This window comes from Pseudomonas sp. St290, assembly GCF_018325805.1.
Classification (GTDB): Bacteria; Pseudomonadota; Gammaproteobacteria; order Pseudomonadales; family Pseudomonadaceae; genus Aquipseudomonas; species Aquipseudomonas bijieensis.
Map to the genome: position 1 here is coordinate 438,238 of NZ_AP014703.1, position 18,356 is coordinate 456,593.

Annotated in this window: 19 protein-coding genes and 1 tRNA gene; 5 read left to right on the forward strand and 15 right to left on the reverse strand. The window is 60.6% G+C overall.

Annotation, left to right across the window (positions count from 1 at the left end; genetic code table 11):
• Positions 1–4: 4 nt before the first annotated feature.
• From PBDP_RS01850 to PBDP_RS01870, 5 genes are all read right to left on the reverse strand, one after another.
• Complete coding sequence (locus PBDP_RS01850) at positions 5–1,261, reverse strand: methyltransferase (RefSeq protein ID WP_116833957.1); 1,257 nt, start codon at positions 1,259–1,261, stop codon at positions 5–7.
• Entirely contained in the window at positions 1,242–1,931 is a 690-nt protein-coding gene (locus PBDP_RS01855) for an ABC transporter permease (protein WP_109751965.1), read from the reverse strand. The genes PBDP_RS01850 and PBDP_RS01855 overlap by 20 nt, the downstream gene beginning before the upstream one ends.
• A complete protein-coding gene (locus PBDP_RS01860) occupies positions 1,928–2,623 on the reverse strand; it encodes an ABC transporter permease (RefSeq protein ID WP_109751966.1) in 696 nt (231 codons plus the stop codon). The genes PBDP_RS01855 and PBDP_RS01860 overlap by 4 nt, the downstream gene beginning before the upstream one ends.
• Before the next feature lie 77 nt (positions 2,624–2,700).
• The gene (locus PBDP_RS01865) at positions 2,701–3,450 is read right to left on the reverse strand and encodes an ABC transporter substrate-binding protein (protein ID WP_109751967.1); all 750 of its coding nucleotides are present in this window, start codon (positions 3,448–3,450) and stop codon (positions 2,701–2,703) included.
• A 13-nt stretch (positions 3,451–3,463) separates the two neighbouring features.
• The gene (locus PBDP_RS01870) at positions 3,464–4,237 is read right to left on the reverse strand and encodes an ABC transporter ATP-binding protein (RefSeq protein ID WP_116833958.1); all 774 of its coding nucleotides are present in this window, start codon (positions 4,235–4,237) and stop codon (positions 3,464–3,466) included.
• Between the two features lie 379 nt (positions 4,238–4,616).
• Here PBDP_RS01870 and PBDP_RS01875 point away from each other — a divergent pair, with 379 nt between their 5' ends.
• Positions 4,617–5,054, forward strand: a complete 438-nt coding sequence (locus PBDP_RS01875; protein WP_109751968.1) for a carboxypeptidase regulatory-like domain-containing protein — start codon at positions 4,617–4,619, stop codon at positions 5,052–5,054.
• Between the two features lie 9 nt (positions 5,055–5,063).
• Here the strand turns inward: PBDP_RS01875 and PBDP_RS01880 are convergent, their stop codons facing one another.
• The 10 genes from PBDP_RS01880 to PBDP_RS01925 form a co-directional block, all read right to left on the reverse strand.
• Positions 5,064–5,510 carry a hypothetical protein gene (locus PBDP_RS01880; protein WP_109751969.1) on the reverse strand — a complete coding sequence of 149 codons (447 nt, stop codon included), beginning with the start codon at positions 5,508–5,510 and terminating at the stop codon, positions 5,064–5,066.
• A gap of 40 nt (positions 5,511–5,550) precedes the next feature.
• Complete coding sequence (locus tag PBDP_RS01885) at positions 5,551–7,785, reverse strand: ATP-binding protein (protein WP_109751970.1); 2,235 nt, start codon at positions 7,783–7,785, stop codon at positions 5,551–5,553.
• Positions 7,782–8,387: a biliverdin-producing heme oxygenase gene (locus PBDP_RS01890; protein ID WP_212801748.1), complete on the reverse strand. Its 606-nt coding sequence runs from the start codon at positions 8,385–8,387 to the stop codon at positions 7,782–7,784. Before PBDP_RS01890 ends, PBDP_RS01885 begins: the two co-directional genes overlap by 4 nt.
• A gap of 100 nt (positions 8,388–8,487) precedes the next feature.
• Complete coding sequence (locus PBDP_RS01895; RefSeq protein ID WP_109751972.1) at positions 8,488–9,537, reverse strand: PDDEXK nuclease domain-containing protein; 1,050 nt, start codon at positions 9,535–9,537, stop codon at positions 8,488–8,490.
• Positions 9,538–9,738: 201 nt separating this feature from the next.
• Positions 9,739–10,146, reverse strand: coding sequence for a hypothetical protein (locus PBDP_RS01900; RefSeq protein ID WP_109751973.1), 408 nt, complete (start codon positions 10,144–10,146; stop codon positions 9,739–9,741).
• A gap of 61 nt (positions 10,147–10,207) precedes the next feature.
• Positions 10,208–10,537, reverse strand: a complete 330-nt coding sequence (locus PBDP_RS01905) for a DHCW motif cupin fold protein (protein ID WP_109751974.1) — start codon at positions 10,535–10,537, stop codon at positions 10,208–10,210.
• A 116-nt stretch (positions 10,538–10,653) separates the two neighbouring features.
• A tRNA-Phe gene (locus tag PBDP_RS01910) sits at positions 10,654–10,729 on the reverse strand.
• Between the two features lie 102 nt (positions 10,730–10,831).
• A complete protein-coding gene (locus PBDP_RS01915; protein WP_109751975.1) occupies positions 10,832–11,104 on the reverse strand; it encodes an oxidative damage protection protein in 273 nt (90 codons plus the stop codon).
• A complete protein-coding gene (mutY, locus tag PBDP_RS01920) occupies positions 11,101–12,168 on the reverse strand; it encodes an A/G-specific adenine glycosylase (RefSeq protein ID WP_109751976.1) in 1,068 nt (355 codons plus the stop codon). The genes PBDP_RS01915 and mutY overlap by 4 nt, the downstream gene beginning before the upstream one ends.
• The gene (locus PBDP_RS01925) at positions 12,165–14,396 is read right to left on the reverse strand and encodes an AsmA family protein (protein ID WP_212801749.1); all 2,232 of its coding nucleotides are present in this window, start codon (positions 14,394–14,396) and stop codon (positions 12,165–12,167) included. Before PBDP_RS01925 ends, mutY begins: the two co-directional genes overlap by 4 nt.
• A 528-nt stretch (positions 14,397–14,924) precedes the next feature.
• On the opposite strand from PBDP_RS01925, the gene PBDP_RS01930 reads away from it, so the two are divergent.
• From PBDP_RS01930 to PBDP_RS01945, 4 genes are all read left to right on the forward strand, one after another.
• Entirely contained in the window at positions 14,925–16,586 is a 1,662-nt protein-coding gene (locus PBDP_RS01930) for an OFA family MFS transporter (protein WP_109751978.1), read from the forward strand.
• A 269-nt stretch (positions 16,587–16,855) separates the two neighbouring features.
• Positions 16,856–17,449: an imidazoleglycerol-phosphate dehydratase HisB gene (hisB, locus tag PBDP_RS01935; RefSeq protein ID WP_003186751.1), complete on the forward strand. Its 594-nt coding sequence runs from the start codon at positions 16,856–16,858 to the stop codon at positions 17,447–17,449.
• Positions 17,449–18,087: an imidazole glycerol phosphate synthase subunit HisH gene (gene hisH, locus PBDP_RS01940; protein WP_109751979.1), complete on the forward strand. Its 639-nt coding sequence runs from the start codon at positions 17,449–17,451 to the stop codon at positions 18,085–18,087. Before hisB ends, hisH begins: the two co-directional genes overlap by 1 nt.
• Complete coding sequence (locus PBDP_RS01945; RefSeq protein ID WP_109751980.1) at positions 18,087–18,341, forward strand: DUF2164 domain-containing protein; 255 nt, start codon at positions 18,087–18,089, stop codon at positions 18,339–18,341. The genes hisH and PBDP_RS01945 overlap by 1 nt, the downstream gene beginning before the upstream one ends.
• Positions 18,342–18,356: the final 15 nt, after the last annotated feature.

Below are 18,356 nucleotides of genomic sequence, written 5' to 3' on the forward strand. Positions count from 1 at the left end.
AGAGTTATCCACAGGCTGTTTCGGCGTCGTAACGTTCTGCCAACAACATCAGATTGCGTGGCGTCAGCGGCGTATCGCAGAAGGTGCCGAGGCGCACGTCGTAGCCTTCTTGGGTAAGGAAAAGCGCTCGGTCCAGGACCAGCCAAAGCTCCAGTGGTCGCCGGAACAGGCCTCGCAGCAACTCCAGATTGCGCACTTCGGCCAAGCGCTGATGGCCCGCTGCTTCCAAGGCGGCCCAATCAGGCGTGCCGACTGTGGATAAGTCTTTCAGAGATGCCAGATCGATGCAGTATTGGGCGAAGGACTTTTCCAACCAAACGGTGGGCAGTGACGGCGTGGGCAGATAGTCGTCGCACCCTCTGATTTGCCGTTGCAGCAAATCGAAGCCCAGGCGCCAGGCCATGGAGTGGTCCCGTTGTCTTCTGACGCGCGCGCCAGCGGTGACGGTTTCGCTCAGGGGCAGGCTGAGATCGTCGAGCGACAGCTGTAGGGCAGAGGCCTTGGCGGCGTCGGATAGCGCTTGATAGCGTTCGGTGTTGATGCGGTTGTAACAGCACGGCGCGATAGCCAGTTGTGCACAGCCAACGGCGCTGGCCAGGTGCATCAAGCGAACATGCAGGTCTCCGCAGGCGTGCAGGGCCACGGGGGTGTGTTCGGGGTGGAGCGCCTGGGTGGCGTCCGCCGCTAGCACGTCTTGTTGCAGGTGCGTGGCGGGCAGGCGATGGCGCAGGCTCAGTTGTTGGCCGCTGGAGACCAGTGCAGGGTCGTATTCCAGGCAGGTCAGTTGCTGTTTGTCGTGCAGCAGGCGTCGACCGAGATGGCCTTTGCCGGCGCACCAATCCAGCCAGTGGGTCGGCTGGGTGGTGAAGTGCAGACGGCTGGCGAAGGCTTCGATCTGCTGCCATTTGCGCCCGGGCACGTCGACGTTCAGGCGATGGCTTGGCGCTTCGAGCGTGCTGGCGGGCAATTCTGCGACAGCGCTCAATGCGCGGGAGATTGCGGCCAATTCCGGGAAGGGCGCTGGTGCGCCTTCCATCAACCACGGCTGATGATGGTCGTTTTCCGCAGCTTCCAGCGAACGCTGGCGTAGCCATCGGGCCAATTCCGGGTGGGACGTTTCCCAAGGCAGTTGCAGATAGGTGAACGGACGCGGCTTCCACAGCACTTGGTGCGCCGTGAGAAAAGCGTCCAGCGCCGTGAAGCGGGCGAGCAATGCCTCGCCCGTCAGCACGCCGCTGCTGTCAGCGCCCCTGGCAGGCATCGACGCGCAACCAGCGCTCCAGCTGCTTGAAGCCTTGCACCAGGAAAAAGGACATCAGCAGATAGAACATGCCGGCGGCGAAAAAAATCTCCACCGGCAGGTAGGTCCGGGCAATGATGGTGCGGGCCATGCCGGTGAGTTCCAGCAGGGTCACGGTACTCGCCAGGGCGCTGGCCTTGAGCATCAGGATCACTTCGTTGCTGTAGGCCGGCAGGCCGATGCGCGCAGCACGGGGCAGCATGATGTAGAACAACGCCTTGGGTCGGGACATGCCCAGGGCCCGCGCGGCTTCGATCTCGCCCTTTGGGATGGCCTGGATGGCGCCGCGCAGGATTTCGGCGATGTAGGCGGCGGTGTGCAGGGTCATGGTGACCGTGGCGCACCAGAACGGATCCCGCAGGTACGGCCACAGCGCGCTGCTACGCACGGCATCGAACTGTGCCAGGCCGTAGTAGACCAAAAACAGCTGGACCAACAGCGGCGTGCCACGGAAAAAGAAGATGTAGGCGTAGGGCAACGCCCGTACGTACCACAGGCGCGAAGAGCGGGCGATGCCCAGTGGAATCGCCAGCAGCAGCCCGGCGATCACGGCGATGGCTACCAGCTCCAGGGTCAACGTGGCGCCCTGGGCCAGCTTCGGCAGCCACTTGATGATGACGTCCCAGTTCATTGGGTGCTCCTGGTAAAGCCACGGGCGGCGCGTCGTTCCAGCAAGTGCATGCCGATCATGGCGAACACCGTGAGGCCCAGGTACATGAAGGCTGCGACCATATAGAAGGTGAACGGTTGCTTGGACACGGTCACGCCGATTTGCGCATGACGCATGATTTCTTCCAGGCCGATCACCGAGACCAGCGCGGTGTCCTTCATCAGGATCATGAACAGGTTGCCCAGGCCGGGCAGGGCGATGCGCCACATCTGCGGCATGATCAACCGGGTGAAGATCCGCCACTTCGACAGGCCCAGGGCGACGCCGGCCTCGCGGTGGCCCTTGGGAATCGCCAGGATCGCGCCGCGAAACACTTCCGTGGCGTAGGCGCCAAAGCACAGGCCCAGGGCAATGACCCCGGCGGCGAAGGCGTTGAGGGCAAGGTCGGGATTGCCGAAGTACTCACCCAAGGCACGCATCAGGTTAACGGTGCCGAAATAGATCAATAGCACCCAGAGTAATTCCGGGATGCCGCGAACCAGTGTTGAATAAGTGCCACCAAGCCATTGCAGCGGCTTGTATGGCGAGGTCTTGGCCAGGGCACCGAGCAGGCCGAGCACCAGCCCCAGGCAGAGGGCCGTGAGCGCCAACTTGACGGTCATCAGCGCGCCGGCAGCGAGCGCCGGGCCGAATCCGTAGAGATCGATCATCATGGGTAAGAATTCATATCGCGGCAGGCTTTGCTAAGGGCCGGCGCTGCCAGGAGCAGCGTCGGCCAGGCGCGTCGGCATCAATAGATGCTGAACGGGAAGTACTTGTCGTTGATCTTTTTATAGGTGCCGTCAGCAACAATTTCTTTCAGTGCTGCGTTCAGTCGGTCACGCAGTGGATCGCCCTTGCGCACGGCAATGGCGATCTTGTCGCCCTCTACCACCGGGTCACCTTTGAATTCGTAAGCACGGCCAGCGTCGGTTTTCAGCCAGTCGTAGTTCACGTATTTGTCTGCCAGGATCCCGTCGAGACGGCCGGAGGTCAGGTCCAGGTAGGCGTTTTCCTGGGTGTCGTAGAGTTTCAGCTCGACGCCTTCCATGTTGTCTTCCATCCAGGTGCCGGCGAGCGTGGAGCGCTGTGCCCCGATGACCTTACCTTGGAGAGACGCTTTATCGATTTTGAAATCGACGTTTTTCGGTGCGATGAATTGCAGTTTGTTGGAGTAGTACGGGTCGGTGAAGTCCACGGCCTGCTTGCGTTCTTCGTTGACCGACAGCGAGGAAATCAGGAAGTCGAACTTCTTGGCGTTCAGGGCCGGGATGATGCCGTCCCAGTCGGAAGTGATTACTTCGCACTCAACTTTCATCTTGGCGCACAGGGCGTCGCCGATGTCTTTATCGAACCCCACGACCTGGCCGCTGGCGTCCTTGTTGTTGAACGGCGGATAGGCCGCCTCGATGCCCATCTTCAGTTTGTCGGCCGCCATGGCGCTGGCCGAGAAAACCAGGCTGGCCGCTGCGGCCAGGAGGAATTTCTTGTAGGTCTGCATGTGTACTGCTCCGTTAGCGGTTGCTGGACATGAATTGTTTGCAGCGCGCCGAAAGCGGGTTCTCGAAGACCTGCTGTGGCGATCCTTGCTCTTCGACCAGGCCTTGATGAAGGAACACGACTTCGCTGGAAACCTGACGGGCGAACCCCATTTCGTGGGTCACCAACAGCATGGTGCGGCCCTCTTCGGCCAAGGCGCGGATCACACTAAGTACTTCCTGGACCATTTCCGGGTCAAGGGCGGAAGTGGGTTCGTCGAACAGAATCACCTTGGGCTGCATGGCCAAGGTGCGGGCGATGGCCGCTCGTTGTTGCTGGCCGCCGGACAGTTCGGCCGGGTAGGCATGGCGCTTGTCGGCGATGCCAACCTTGGCCAGCAGGGCTTCGGCGACTTCGACGGCTTCGGCCTTGCTTTGGCCAAGCACTCGGCGCGGGGCTTCGATTATGTTATCGAGCACGCTCATGTGCGGCCAAAGGTTAAAGTTTTGAAACACAAACCCGATCTCGCTACGCATGCGGTTGATCTGCTTGCCGTCGGCGGCCATCAGTTCACCGTTTTTCGCGGCCTTGAGCTTGAGCTCTTCGCCGGCCACCAGAATCTGGCCCTGGTTGGGGTTTTCCAGCAGATTGATGCAGCGCAGGAACGTGGACTTGCCGGATCCGGAGGAACCCAGGATCGAGATCACGTCGCCGTCGCGGGCGGTCAGCGAGACACCCTTGAGCACCTCCAGCTGTCCGTAGCGTTTGTGCAGGTTGCGGATTTCAAGCGCGGGCGTGGCCTGGGCCATGTGCGGTCCTCATGATGTGTGCTCCCTTGCTGTTGGTGGCCTTCCTTGGCGAGGCGGCCAAGCTAGCATGCGTCCGAATGGCAGCCAACAGCGCTACGGGCGGTAAACCGGTGATGTGCGGCAGGTTGTCGCATCGGCACAGCAGTCTGTCGCGCCATCAACAACCGAACGGCCGTTTGAACCTTGTTTACCGGTGAAAAGTCCGGGGAGTCGCGTAAAAAAAGGCGCGATGGTGCCAGCTTTGGGCGGGGGTTGGAAGGGTTAACCGGATGAGCGTGCTATTCCAATCCGCAGTCGGCCCAACTTCCAATCGATCTAAACCGGAATGGTCCTGAATCCATCAAATGAGATGGCTTTCCCAGAACCAGGAGTTGCCGCCATGAAGTTCCTTTACTGTCTTATCGCCATCGGTGCATTGCTATTTCCCATCACGCCCAACGCCACCAACCTGGCTCCAATAGACAGCGCAGGCGTGCAAGTCCAACCGTTACAGCAGAACGGCATCACCTATCTATCCGGCGGTATCGGCGAGGATGAAGCCCACGCCATCGGCCAGGCCCAGGGCTATAACCTGCACATGACATTCGCGATTGGCGTGGAAAACAAATACATCCCGGATGTGGATGTCACCGTCCAGAACGCGTCGGGGCAAACGCTGCTGACGCTGGATGACGCGGGACCGCTGGTTTACGTGCAGTTGCCGCCGGGCAAGTACACGGTGGTGGCGACGCGCAACGGCGAGGCGCGGCACGACACCGCCCAGGTAGGCAGTGGCGCCCCACGCAGCCTGGTGTTCCATTGGAACGGTGACGAATAGCCAGCCGGCTTACTCGCTGGCGGGCTCTTCCATGGACTGGCGATAACGGTCCAGCGCTTGGCTGAAATCCTCGATGAACTCCGGGGTGCTGAGCCAGCGCTGGGCCGTCTCGCGATCCATGTCATCGACCCACATGCGGTAGTCCACCAGCATGTCGGCGGCCAGGTTGGTGGCTGCCATGCTTTCGTTTTCGGCGTTTTTCAGGTCGAGCAGGCCTGGGCGTTCGATGATCATTACGCTCAGGGACGTGAGCAGCGTATCGAGCATTTCACTGCGGCTGACGGCCTCGGCTTCGCGCAGCTTGGCGAACAGTTCCAGCACGTAGACCGGTGGTTGGGCGGTGGCGTGTGCCGGGTCGCCATACATCGGGATCGATTTGCGCCCGGTCATGCGGATCTGCTTGGCTTTGTCTTTGGCGCGCTTGGCGCGTTTCTGCTGTTTGTTCAGTGAGGCCATTGGGCTTCGGTTTCCAATTCATTAGGGGGCGGCGCCCGGTTCAGTCGATTTTTGGCACGGTAAAGCGAAATTCGCTGCCCTGGCCTGGCTGGCTTTCGGCGTGCAGTTTACCGCCATGGGCCAGGACAATCCCCTTGGAAATGTACAACCCCAATCCGGTGCCGTTGGGGTTGCCTTCCTTGGTCGTCCAGTAGCGCTCGAAAACATGAGGCAGCTGTTCTGGCGCAATACCTTCACCGGTGTCGCGCACGCTGAATACAATCTCGTTGCCAACGGACATCGCGCTGATGCCCACGGAGCCCTGTTGTGGTGTGAACTTGATGGCATTGCCAATCAGGTTGGACAGCACCTGGAACAACCGCTCGGGATCGGCGCTGATCCTCAGGTTGGGTTCGGCATGGAAGGACATGTCGATGGCCTTGGCAGTGGCCAGCGGCGTCAGCAGCGAGCAGGCGTCGTCGAAGATCTGACTGACATCCATCGGCTGGGGATTGATGGTGTAGCGTCCGGCGTCGATGCGCGAGGTGTCGAGCAGGTCTTCCAGCAGCGTGTTCATGCGGCTGGTGGCCTGTTGCATGGTGTCGATGGCGGAAGAAATTCGCTTGGAACTGTGGGAGCCGTCGGAGCTGAAGGCCTTTTGCATCATGCCGCAGAGCATGGAAATGACCGTCATCGGGCTGCGCAGGTCATGGGACACCACGGCCACCAGTTCGTCGCGCGCCTGCACGGCTTGGCGCTCCTTGCGTACCTGGCGGGCCAGGTCGTTTTCCAGGGCCGAGCGTCGCAGGTCGTTGGCGGCGAACAGCTCGCCATGGGTCCATTTGGTGCTGATGCCGGCCATTTCGACTTTCCAGATCTCGAAAGACGTCCGGGGTCGCAGGCGCAGGCCGGTCTCGCTGTTTTCCAGGTCCAGGGGCTTTTGCGGGTCACCGCTCCATTGCAGGGTTTGCTTCACCTCGGGACGGAACCACAGCACACCGTTTTCCACCGGCTTGGGCAGGTGGATCGCCAGCACCCCGCTCGCTACGTCCTGATAAGCCTGGGCAGGCGCGAAGACGCTGCTCAGGTTGTGGTGGGAGAACACCGGCTTGTCGGTTTCCAGAATCCATTTGTGCAGCTCGCGGATCTGCTCCGGTTCCGGGCATTGGCCGTGGCGGTGCAGCTTGTTGTCTTCGAAAATCGCGACGCCGCTGGCGCCGGTCAGGTCCATGAGGCGTTGTGGCTCATTGGACAGGCCATCGAAGACGTTGTCGCTGGACTCGGCCATGACCGCGGCGAGGACCTTGAGGTCTTCCAGCTTGGCGTCCCTCTGCCGGGTCAGCTCCAGGGCCTGCATGGCGCTGATCTGCAACGACAGCACCTGGCCGATGGTCTGGCAGGCCATGCGCATTTCATGGGGAACAAGCAGCGGTTGGCGATTGCCGCAACTGATCAGCCCCCACAGGCGCTCGCCTTCCATCAGCGAGATGCTCATGGAGGACAGCACGCCCATGTTTTTCATGTATTGGCGGTGGATCGGCGAGACGCTGCGCAACGTGGCAAAACTCAGGTCCAGCGGCGCCTGGGTGTCGGGCCGCAGTTCCGGGACCAGCGGTACCGGCGCGTAGTCGGCATTGGGAATGATCCGCAGCCAGTTGGTGCGATACAGCTCGCGGGCCTGTTCGGGAATATCCGACGCCGGGAAAAACAGGCCTTTGTAGAGTTCCATCGACGGCGCGCTGGCCTCGGCAATCACCTGGCCGTGGCCTTCTTCCTCAAAGCGGTAGATCAGCACCCGGTCGTAACCGGTCATGGCCTGGATTTCCCGCACGCTGATTTCGTACAGTGCCTGAAGGGTTTTCGCACTTTGCAGACGTTGCAGCATACGCCCCATGTTCGCCTCGCCGCTGACGCCTTCGGGGCGATAGTCGCTCAGGTGCTGTTCCAGTTCGACGATCAGGGCGCCCTGGTGGCGATGTACCAGGGCATCAAAACGCTGCTGGTTCACGACAATGGCCACGGGCACGCTGTCGCTTTCCGGGGCGGCGCGACAGGCGATGAGGATCGCCTCGGCCTGTTCCAGCCCCAGCAGTGCGTCGAGTGTCTGGCCCAACAGCCTGTGGGGATCTTGCCCCATCAACTGCAACGCGTTGGCGCTGACCTGACGGATCACGAAATCGGGCTCGGACAGCATCAACAACACGCCGTGAGGCTGGATGGCCCCAGGAAAGCGAATCGGTTCGTCTGCGCAATTGGCCAGCAGTTCGTCGAAGGCTTCCTGGTTTTCCGGGGTCATAACAGTACCTTTTGGCTGTCCAGCCAGTGTTCAAAATGAGAGAACGTCGCCTTGGCGGCGCGTGTGACTTCGAACACCTGGGCCTCGCCAAGGTTCCTGTCGTCCAGGTATTGAAGGAAATCCTTCCAGCGTCGACCGGTGAGTTCGCCATACACATTGAGAAAGGCCGCGCCGCTGGAGGCATCAAGGTCGAGCTGCTCGGCAACCCTGCGCCGCAGGATCTGCCCGCCGAGGGTCGCACCTTCCAGCACGTAGGAAACGCCGAGGGCGGCGGCTCGGGAGTCGATTCGTGGCAGCGCCTGGCAGGTGGGCAATGCCTCGATAGCGGCTTCATCCAGGCCCAGTGCCTTGAGGTCGGCTCGCAATACCGGCAGTTTGATGCGCAGGGATTGGTCCAGCCCGGTTGGAATCAGCGCCAGCACATGAAGCTGTTGCTCCAGCGGCTGATAAAAACCGTAGTAAGCCGCCATCAGGCGTCGGTACAGATCCAGGTCCAGCTGTTGCGAGAAAAACGGCAGGCGTTTTTCCAGGGCGACGTGCAGTTCAGCGGTTTCGGTCCGCAATGCCTGAATCAGAGAAGGGTGGGGCGGGGCCGATGACATGCAGGATGACGCTCTTTGATTGAAGCGTTGCTGGAAAAAAAGCGCACCAATCTTACATGGGTTTTTTGAGTGCGCGTCCATCAGATCGGCTCTCATTTCTTCAAGCCGTTGTGCCCGATTGCCCCTCCTCGAGTCGCGCTCGCTCGCGATCCAGCTCTTTGCGCAGCTCTTCTTCCGTGGGGAGCACCAGCTGGTATTGGCTGGCGAACAGTTGTTCATTGCCTTGCAATACGGAGTAACGCACCACTGATTCGTCTTTCCGGGAACAGAGAATGATGCCGACGGTGGGTTTGTCATCAGGACCGCGTTTCAGCTCGTCGTAGAGGCGCACGTACATGTCCATCTGCCCAATGTCCTGATGGCTCAGTTCGCCACGCTTGAGGTCGACGATCACGAAGCACTTGAGCAGGTAGTTATAGAAGACCAGGTCGAGGTAGAAGTCTTTGCTTTCGGTGCTGATGCGTTGCTGACGGGCGATGAAGGCGAAGCCCTTGCCCAGTTCGAGAAGGAAACCCTGTAGCTGGTCGATCAAGGCCTGCTCCAGTTCCGTTTCCAGTAGCGCGCCGGCATTGGGCAGGCCGAGGAATTCCAGGACCACCGGATCCCTGACGATATCCCGGGGGCCGAGGTTCATCTCCTTGATATGGGTGGTGGCTTCCTGCTCCACCGCCGGCCTGTCGCGGCTTGCCAGCAGGCGTTCGTAATAGAAACTGCCGATCTGGCGTTCCAGGGCGCGGGTGGACCAGTTTTGCGTTGCGGCTTCGTTCATATACCAATGGCGTGCAGGAGTATTTTCGACACGCAGCAATACTCGATAGTGGGTCCAACTCAATTCGTGACGCAGTGCGTCACACATTGGAAATGCTTGATAAAAAAGTCGCATGTAGCGCAGATTCGAGGCATCGAATCCCTTCCCGAACCGTGCCGTCAGCACTTTAGCCAGCGATGGCAACAACCGTGCCCCGTAAGCCGCCCGTTCGGCGCCACCCTGTTCGAACTCGATGATATGCCGGCCGATCTGCCAGCAGGTTTGTACCTGGAGCGTATCGACGGCTCGCAGGACCTTCTGGCGTGCCTGGCGAATCAACTCGCCGAGTTCGTTGATCAAGGGGGCGAGCTGTGGGTCATCTTGGGGCAGCAGTGGCGTCATCGCAGTGTCCAGCCATTGAGAAGGGGCGGACCGCAAGGATGCTCCGGGCGGCGTTTCGATGATGCCGGACGGGGCTGATTGCTTGGGAGGAAAAATAGCGGATTGATGCAGGACGGGGATGACGCCGCCCCGTCTTGGTTGACCCCGGTTTGTAGGAACTATCCCCGCAGGGCGTCATCCACCGCGGCCCCGGCCAGACAGTCAGTCCTGGCCTTGCGTCAGCGCCTGGGATGCAGCCACATAATCGGCCTGGAATTGCTTGCTTTCCACCCAATCCAGCGCGGTCTGCTCATCCACGCCCGTGGTCAGACGGCGGTATTCGATCAGTGCGGTAAAGATGAAGTCGGTCGCTTCTTCCTCACCTTCCTGCTCCAGCACCAGCGCCAGCAGGGGATGGGCCAGGAACGCTTCGCACATCGCCTTCTGGCTGATCTTTTCGGCGGCACTCATGAGTTGGAACAGCTCCGTCAGGTCCACGGTTTCCAGATCGATGCGCTCGTCGTTCGGGTCCAGGAAATCGTTTGGCGCAGCAGCACGCTGAGTGCGGTTCTGCTTGGCTTTCGCCTTGGCGCGCTGGCTGCGCTTGTGCTGTTTGTTCGCCGATGACATGGTCGGATTCCTGATGGATAAGGCCATCTATCCTACAGCTTCAACGCGCACGCTTCGAATCTCAATCCACTATGAAGAGCGTCGCCCCCGATGAAGTGGAGGATCGATGAGGCTCGGCCTGGTCGGCGACTTGATAGCTCATGCCGGGCTTGAGCAAAAATTGCCGACCGTCTTCTAGCTCAGTATGGAGCTCGCCCTTGAGGCAAAACAGGATGTGACCCTTGGTGCACCAATGGTCGGCCAGATACCCGGCGGTGTACTCCACCATACGTACCCGAATATCCCCGAATTGCCGCGTGCGCCAATAGGCAGTTCCGGTGACGCCTTTGTGCTCGGTGGGTTCGATGGTGGACCAATCGGTGGTGCCGAAGGGGATACCGGTGATGTCCATGTCGACTCGCTTGCTAGAGAGGAGCGGACGAATGTAGCTGAGTCGACAATGCACAGGAAGAAAATCCCAGGCAATAAAAAACCCCGATCAATTTCTTGATCGGGGTTTTCGGTATTTGGTGCCCAGAGACGGAATCGAACCGCCGACACGGGGATTTTCAATCCCCTGCTCTACCGACTGAGCTATCTGGGCAACGGGGCGCATTAAACGGGTTTTTCGGGGGGGCGTCAAGCACGTTATCAAAAAATATTTAATTATTACCGTCGCTTACGATCCACCCCCGCGCTGAACAGCTTATTCGGACGGCGGCACGTAGCCTTCGGCCTTGGCGTAATCTTCACCGGAAAAGTACTTGTCCATCTCGCCTTGAAGGTATTTGCGATCTTCAGCGTTCATCATGTTCAGGCGTTTTTCATTGATCAGCAGGGTCTGGTGTTTCTGCCAGTCGGCCCAGGCCTTGGCCGAGACGTGGTCAAAGATGTCCTGGCCCTTGGCTCCCGGGAACGGCGCGCGCTCCAGGCCTTCGAGTTCTTCTTTGTACTTGCGGCACATGATGGTGCGGGTCATTGCAACTCTCCTGCGTTCATTACGGCGGCCGCGCGTTCGAGCAAGGTTTTGACCGGGGCGGCAAGGCCCAGGCGCGGCGGGGTGGCGAGGTTATACCAGAGCCAGTCGGCCTCGGCCACGTGATGGCCGGTTTCCCGGACCCGGACCAGCCAGGGATCGATCGCCAACTGGAAGTGGCTGAAGGTGTGCACCAGGCCTGGCATTTGCTGTTGGCTACCCAATTCCAGCGAGTGTTGCAGGGCCAGGTGTTGCAGGTCGTCGAGATCGTCGAGTTCCGGCAGGCTCCACAGCCCGCCCCACAGCCCTGTGGAAGGGCGGCGGTAAAGCAGGATCGCGCCCTCGTGGTTGGCCAACATTGGCATCAAGGTACGCTTCTTGGGCACTTCCTTGCGTGGCTTGGGAATGGGGTAGCGGGTTTCCAGGCCCAGCATGTGGGCTTCGCAGCCTTGCTTCAGCGGGCAGAGCAGGCAACTGGGCTTGCTGCGGGTACAAAGGGTGGCGCCCAGGTCCATCATCGCCTGGGTGTAGGCGTTGACGCGGTCCTGTGGCGTGAAGCGCTCGGCGGTGGCCCACAGCTGTTTCGCTACCTTGGGCTCGCCCGGATAGCCTTCCTGGGCGGTGAAACGCGCCAGCACCCGTTTGACGTTGCCATCGAGGATCGGTGCCCGCAGGCCCATGCTGATACTGGCGATGGCGCCAGCGGTGGACAGGCCGATGCCCGGCAACTCGGTGAGTTTTTCCACGTCCCGGGGAAACTCCCCACCGTATTGGTCGACAACGATTTTCGCGGTTTTCTGCAAATTGCGCGCGCGGGTGTAATAGCCCAGCCCGGTCCACAGGTGCAGCACTTCGTCCTCCGGCGCGGCGGCCAGGGCTTGGACGGTGGGCAGCGCGGCCATGAACCGGTCGAAGTAGTTGAGCACGGTACTGACCTGGGTCTGCTGCAACATGATTTCCGAGACCCACACCCGATAGGGCGTGATGTCCTGCTGCCAGGGCAGATCATGGCGCCCGTGGCGGTCGAACCAGTCCAGGACGGCGGTGGAAAACTGCTCGGCTCTCATCGCTTGAACAGCCCCTTGAGTGCGTCTTTCAGCTCCGGACTGACCTTGTCGCCGAGCTTCTCATCGATCTTGTCGCCGAGCCGGTCGCCGGCCAGTTTCGCCGCGACCTTGCCCAGCCCGTCGTTGTCCAGGCGGCAGGCCTTCGCCCCGAGCTCCAGTGGGCCACGGCAGCGCAATGGCCATTCAACGTCGACGTAGCGTTCGTTGACCTGGCAGGCCGGGTCGGGCATGTCGCTCTTGTCGCCCTCGACGATGACGCCGACGCGGTAATCCATGCCCAACACCCGCAGGTCGATATCGCCGTTGCCATTGACGGTCATGCCGGGGATGCGGACTTTCAGGTCCGGGTTGTTGGCAACGCCATTATTGAAGGTGAGATTGCCGTTGAGTTGCTGGAACGGCGTGTCCTTGCCCCGCGGTTCGCCGCTGAGGGTCTTGCGATTGAGGGTGGCGATGCCTTTGCACAATTGCTGTTCGAGGTTGGCATTGAGCAGTACGCCATCGTTGATGACGAACCCGGCGTTGCCGTTGAGACTGTCGATCAGGGCCTTCTGGCTATTACCGCTGGCGGTGATCGCACTGTTGACGGTGACCAGGCCTTTGACCGGCGGATTCTTGCCTTGGCTTTCGATGATCTTCTCGGCAGGGACCCGGTTGATGCGTGTTTGCAGGCTCAACTGTGGCGTAGGCTGGCGCACGTCCAGGGTGCCCTTGGTTTCGAAGTTGCCGCTGTACAGATCGCCGCGCAGGTTCTCCAGGGTCAGCAGGCCGCCCAGGCCGGTAGCCTTGAGTGCAGCGTTCTGGATCGGCAGTTTATCGAGGGTCAGTTGCCCGAAGGTCAGGTCGGCATCGAGGTCCAGCTTGCTCAGGCGTTCCACCGGGAACAGCCGATCATTACTCCAGGCCCCCTGAGTCGGAGAGCTCGGCAGCGGTGTGCTGCCGGCACCGGCCATGGCGCTGACCTCGGTGTTGCTGACTTCGGCCTCGCGGGCGGCCTTGGAACTGTCGGCTTCGGCGGACTTTGGCGGCAGGTAACGGTCGACGTTGAACGTGTCGGCCTTGAGCTGCACGCGCAAGGCCTGTTTGGCAAAGTCTTCCACGGCGATGCGACCGTTGAAGCTGCTGTCATCGATCTTCAGGTTGATGTTGTTGAGTTCGACGCTGGTCGGCGTGCCGGCAATGCGGCTGACCAGTTCGACCTTGCTCAGGCTGCCTTCGGCCATGGCCGGGAGTGTCTGGCCGATGCTGTCGACGAACTTCGCCAGATCGAACTGGGCGATCGACACACCGCCATTCAATTGCGGGGTCTTGTCGAGGTCGTTGACTTTCAGTTCACCCAGGGCGCGCAGTTGATTGAGCGACAGTTTGATACCGGTCCACTCGGCGACGTTTGCCGCCTTGTCCAGGAACAGTTGGCCTTGGGCGGCGAAGTTCAGGGTTTTGCCCTGCAAGGGATCGCCCGTGGCTTCGCCGGACAGTTTCAGGTCCTCGAACTTGTAGCGTTGCAGGGCGCGTTCGAAGCGCAGTTCACCCGTCACTTCGGTGCGTACACGTACGGCTGGCTGATTGCTGGACAGGAAGGCGGTCAGGGTGACCGGGATATTGGTGGAGTCGTGGACCGGGCCGGTGCTCAGTTGGATGCTCTCGGCCGTGAACAGCTTGCCGGTCCGCTCGTCGGTGTATTCGACGCGGGCGTTGTTCACGGTCAGGCTGTCGATGTCCAGGCGGGTTGGCTGGGCAGGTTTTTCCGCCGGGGTGCTGGCGGGCGAAGTCGGTTGCTCGGTCGGCACCGGTGCCGGGGCGTTCGCCGTCGTCGTGGAGGCTGGCACCTTGCCGATGTCCTCCCAGTTGCCGTGACCGTTCTTGTCACTGTTGAGCCGCAGGTTCAGGCCTTCGACCCGCACATCGCTCATTTGTACTTCCCGGCGCAGCAGCGGTATCACCCGAACCGAAAGACCGAGCATCTGCAGGTCGGCGAAAGGTTGGGTAGGACTGGCCAAGGTCGCGACGCTGGCGTCGTGCAACTCAAGGCCCAGCCATGGAAACAGGCTCCAGCCGATGTCGCCATTGAGGGTCAGCTCGATGTGGGCCTTGTCGCGGGCTATCTGGCGGATCTCTTCTTTGTAGTCGTTGGGATCGAACAGGTGGGTCAGGGCAAAGCCCAGGGCCACAATGATCAGCAACAGCCCGAGAAGTACCAGACCCAGGATTTTGCCGAACGCTTTCATGGGCGAATCCTTGTAGGTTGAGTTCAAAATTTAGCCGGGAGTATAACGCTCTGAGTTGGTGGCGCGTTGGAGGATCGTTCTCCTGCCAGGCTGCCGAACATAGACCTGTGGCGAGGGGATTTATCCCCGCAGGGTTGCGAAGCAACACTGATATCAGCAAAGACAATCACAACCTGATGGATCGAAGCGTTTGGTTTCGAGGCCACTTCGTGCACCCAAGCGGGCTGGTGCGACGTTTCGCTAAATCCCTTCGCCACAGAGAGGGGGCTCAACTCCTGAAAAAATAAATCGTTAGTCCCCTACAGAAAGCGAGCAAGTGTGCGATAAGACAGATGGCACGAAAAAGGTGATATCACTTTGGTTTTTCTGCCGCGAGCAAATGGTAACCTTTGCCCGTTCGTCCGCCCTTCTGCGACTTGATGTCGCACACTATGGAGCTTCACCAGAAAATACAGCCATGCCTGCGTGCAATGAAGGCTGAGGGTGATGCGTGGCTGGCGAACCATTCCAATAACTGGGGGATACACAATGAGCACGAGCATCACGGCGGGCGGCATCGCCGACCAGCCAGCGTTCCTCTCCAAGGAACGCATCATCGCCAAGCCCGGTTTCAACCGGTGGCTGGTTCCACCGGCCGCACTGGCCATTCACCTGTGCATCGGCATGGCCTACGGCTTTTCGGTGTTCTGGTTGCCACTGTCCAAAGCCTTGGGTATCTCCAAGCCTGTGGCCTGTGCACCGGACATGAGCTTCATCTCGCAAGTCTTTTCGTCCCAATGTGACTGGCCGATCTCGATGCTCGGCTGGATCTACACCCTGTTCTTCATCTTCCTGGGTTGCTCGGCAGCCATCTGGGGCGGCTGGCTGGAACACGCCGGGCCGCGCAAGGCCGGTGTTGTCTCGGCATTGTGCTGGTGCGGTGGCCTGCTGATTTCCGCGTTGGGCATCTATACCCACCAGATCTGGCTGATGTGGGTCGGTTCCGGGGTGATCGGTGGTATCGGTCTGGGCCTGGGCTACATCTCCCCGGTATCGACCCTGATCAAGTGGTTCCCGGACAAGCGTGGCATGGCCACCGGCATGGCGATCATGGGCTTCGGCGGTGGTGCGATGGTCGGTGCACCGCTGGCCGCAGCGCTGATGAGCCATTTCGCCTCGCCGACTGGCGTGGGCGTATGGCAGAGCTTCCTGGTCATGGCCGCGATCTACTTCGTGTTCATGATCGGTGGCGCCTTGTCGTACCGCGTTCCGCCGACTGGCTGGAAGCCTGAAGGCTGGACCCCGGCACCGAAGAAAGCCGCGAACGCGATGATCACCCATCGCCACGTTCACGTGAACGTTGCCTGGAAAACCCCGCAGTTCCGCCTGGTCTGGCTGGTGCTGTGCCTGAACGTATCCGCCGGTATCGGCATCCTCGGCATGGCTTCGCCACTGCTGCAGGAAGTGTTCGGTGGCAAGTTGCTCGGCAATGACCTGCCGTTCGGCCAGCTGGACGCTACGCAACTGGGTCAGATCGCGGCTATCGCCGCCGGTTTCACCGGTCTGTTGAGCCTGTTCAACATTGGTGGTCGGTTCTTCTGGGCATCCTTCTCGGATTACCTGGGTCGTAAAAACACCTATTTCGTGTTCTTCGCCCTGGGCTTTGCCCTGTACGCGCTGATCCCGAACCTGGGGCACCTGGGCAGCGTCGCGCTGTTCGTGGCGGCGTTCTGCATCATCCTGTCGATGTACGGCGGCGGTTTCGCCACCGTGCCGGCCTACCTGGCGGACCTGTTCGGTACGCAAATGGTCGGCGCGATCCACGGTCGCCTGTTGACCGCATGGGCTGCGGCGGGCGTGCTGGGTCCGGTGCTGGTGAACTACCTGCGTGAATATCAACTGAGCATCGGCGTTGAACGCGCCGCGGCCTATGACATCACCCTGTACATCCTCTCCGGTCTGTTGGTGCTGGGCTTCCTGTGCAACCTGCTGGTCCGTCCGGTCGCCGACAAGTACTTCATGACCGACGCCGAACTGGCCGCCGAACAGGCGCTGGGCCATGACAAGGGCGCAGACAGCACCACTTCGCTGGAGTGGAAAGCCGCGCCAGGCACCAAGCCCCTGGCGGTCGCTGCCTGGCTGGTGGTGGGCATTCCGTTGGCGTGGGGTGTGTGGGTGACCCTGCAGAAGACGGCGGTGTTGTTCCGCTAAGACCGTTGCCCTGACCCATTGGGTAAGGGCAACCCATGTGGGAGCAAGCCTGCTCGCGATGAGGGCGTGTCAGTCGACATCATTGTCTTCCGATGCACCGCTATCGCGAGCAGGCTCGCTCCCACATTTGTTTTGTGTGTAGGCGAAAGCTTGTATGGACATGTCTATCGCCGACAACCCGTCAGGGATATCACCTCCCGTGTTTCTGTTTGCCGCTCGCGCCCCTATAATGGCTGCCTTTTTCGCCCAATGATTTTGCGGAGCTGGTGATGGCCGAACGTAAGGCGTCTGTCGAGCGCGACACTCTGGAAACCCAGATCAAAGCCTCGATCAACCTGGATGGCACCGGAAAGGCCCGGTTTGATATCGGCGTGCCTTTTCTTGAGCACATGCTGGACCAGATCGCCCGTCACGGGCTGATCGACCTGGACATCGTCAGCAAGGGCGACCTGCATATCGACGACCACCATACGGTGGAAGACGTCGGTATCACCCTGGGCCAGGCCTTTACCAAGGCCATCGGCGACAAGAAGGGCATCCGTCGCTACGGCCATGCCTACGTGCCGCTCGATGAAGCGCTGTCGCGCGTGGTCATCGACTTTTCCGGCCGCCCGGGTCTGCAGATGCATGTGCCGTATACCCGTGCCACCGTCGGCGGCTTCGACGTTGACCTGTTCCAGGAATTCTTCCAGGGCTTCGTCAACCACGCCAACGTGACCCTGCACATCGACAACCTGCGCGGGCACAACACCCACCACCAGATCGAAACCGTGTTCAAGGCTTTCGGCCGCGCGCTGCGCATGGCCGTGGAGCTCGATGACCGCATGGCCGGCCAGATGCCTTCCACCAAGGGCGTGCTGTAATGCAGACGGTCGCGGTTATCGACTATGGCATGGGCAACCTGCACTCGGTGGCCAAGGCCCTCGAGCACGTGGGGGCCGGCAAGGTGCTGATCACCAGCGATGCCGATGTGATTCGCGAAGCCGACCGGGTGGTCTTCCCCGGCGTCGGTGCGATTCGCGATTGCATGGCCGAGATTCGTCGCCTGGGCTTCGACAAGCTGGTGCACGAAGTCAGCCAGGACCGTCCGTTCCTCGGCATTTGCGTGGGCATGCAAGCCCTGCTCGAACGCAGCGAAGAGAACGACGGTGTCGATTGCATCAACATGTTCCCAGGCCAGGTGAAGTTTTTTGGCAAGGGCCTGCATGAAGACGGCGAACACCTGAAAGTCCCGCACATGGGCTGGAACGAAGTGAAGCAGACAGTGGATCACCCGCTGTGGCACAACATTCCGGACCTGGCGCGCTTCTACTTCGTGCACAGCTACTACATCGCGGCCGGCAATGCACGGCAGGTAGTGGGCAGCGGTCACTATGGAGTCGATTTCGCCGCGGCCCTGGCCGATGGTTCGCGCTTCGCCGTGCAGTTCCACCCGGAGAAGAGCCATACCCACGGCCTGCAACTGCTGCAGAACTTCGCCGCGTGGGACGGGCGCTGGTAATGGCCCGCAAGAAACCGCCGATCCTCACCCTCACGCCCGAGCAGGAGGGTGAAGCGAACCGCAAGATCCAACGGTTCATGGAGGAGCGTTTCGAACTGGACCTGGGTTCGTTCGAAGCGGCGGAAATTCTTGACCTGTTTACCCGCGAAATTGCGCCGCACTATTACAACAGGGCGATTTTCGATGTGCAGACGCACCTTAAAGAAAGGTTCGAAAGCATTGAAAGCGACTTGTGGGCGCTCGAGAAGAATTGATTTTCGAGCCAAGCT

Excerpts from the sequence above, each read along its gene's own strand:
- PBDP_RS01905 (WP_109751974.1), bottom strand. The coding sequence starts at position 10,537 with ATGGACATCACCGGTATCCCCTTCGGCACCACCGATTGGTCCACCATC.
- PBDP_RS01855 (WP_109751965.1), bottom strand. The coding sequence starts at position 1,931 with ATGAACTGGGACGTCATCATCAAGTGGCTGCCGAAGCTGGCCCAGGGC.
- PBDP_RS01945 (WP_109751980.1), top strand. The coding sequence starts at position 18,087 with ATGGCCCGCAAGAAACCGCCGATCCTCACCCTCACGCCCGAGCAGGAG.
- PBDP_RS01885 (WP_109751970.1), bottom strand. The coding sequence starts at position 7,785 with ATGACCCCGGAAAACCAGGAAGCCTTCGACGAACTGCTGGCCAATTGC.
- PBDP_RS01895 (WP_109751972.1), bottom strand. The coding sequence starts at position 9,537 with ATGACGCCACTGCTGCCCCAAGATGACCCACAGCTCGCCCCCTTGATC.
- PBDP_RS01890 (WP_212801748.1), bottom strand. The coding sequence starts at position 8,387 with ATGTCATCGGCCCCGCCCCACCCTTCTCTGATTCAGGCATTGCGGACC.
- mutY (WP_109751976.1), bottom strand. The coding sequence starts at position 12,168 with ATGAGAGCCGAGCAGTTTTCCACCGCCGTCCTGGACTGGTTCGACCGC.
- PBDP_RS01925 (WP_212801749.1), bottom strand. The coding sequence starts at position 14,396 with ATGAAAGCGTTCGGCAAAATCCTGGGTCTGGTACTTCTCGGGCTGTTG.
- PBDP_RS01900 (WP_109751973.1), bottom strand. The coding sequence starts at position 10,146 with ATGTCATCGGCGAACAAACAGCACAAGCGCAGCCAGCGCGCCAAGGCG.
- PBDP_RS01870 (WP_116833958.1), bottom strand. The coding sequence starts at position 4,237 with ATGGCCCAGGCCACGCCCGCGCTTGAAATCCGCAACCTGCACAAACGC.
- PBDP_RS01865 (WP_109751967.1), bottom strand. The coding sequence starts at position 3,450 with ATGCAGACCTACAAGAAATTCCTCCTGGCCGCAGCGGCCAGCCTGGTT.
- PBDP_RS01860 (WP_109751966.1), bottom strand. The coding sequence starts at position 2,623 with ATGATGATCGATCTCTACGGATTCGGCCCGGCGCTCGCTGCCGGCGCG.
- hisH (WP_109751979.1), top strand. The coding sequence starts at position 17,449 with ATGCAGACGGTCGCGGTTATCGACTATGGCATGGGCAACCTGCACTCG.
- PBDP_RS01915 (WP_109751975.1), bottom strand. The coding sequence starts at position 11,104 with ATGACCCGCACCATCATGTGCCGCAAGTACAAAGAAGAACTCGAAGGC.
- hisB (WP_003186751.1), top strand. The coding sequence starts at position 16,856 with ATGGCCGAACGTAAGGCGTCTGTCGAGCGCGACACTCTGGAAACCCAG.
- PBDP_RS01930 (WP_109751978.1), top strand. The coding sequence starts at position 14,925 with ATGAGCACGAGCATCACGGCGGGCGGCATCGCCGACCAGCCAGCGTTC.
- PBDP_RS01875 (WP_109751968.1), top strand. The coding sequence starts at position 4,617 with ATGAAGTTCCTTTACTGTCTTATCGCCATCGGTGCATTGCTATTTCCC.
- PBDP_RS01880 (WP_109751969.1), bottom strand. The coding sequence starts at position 5,510 with ATGGCCTCACTGAACAAACAGCAGAAACGCGCCAAGCGCGCCAAAGAC.
- PBDP_RS01850 (WP_116833957.1), bottom strand. The coding sequence starts at position 1,261 with ATGCCTGCCAGGGGCGCTGACAGCAGCGGCGTGCTGACGGGCGAGGCA.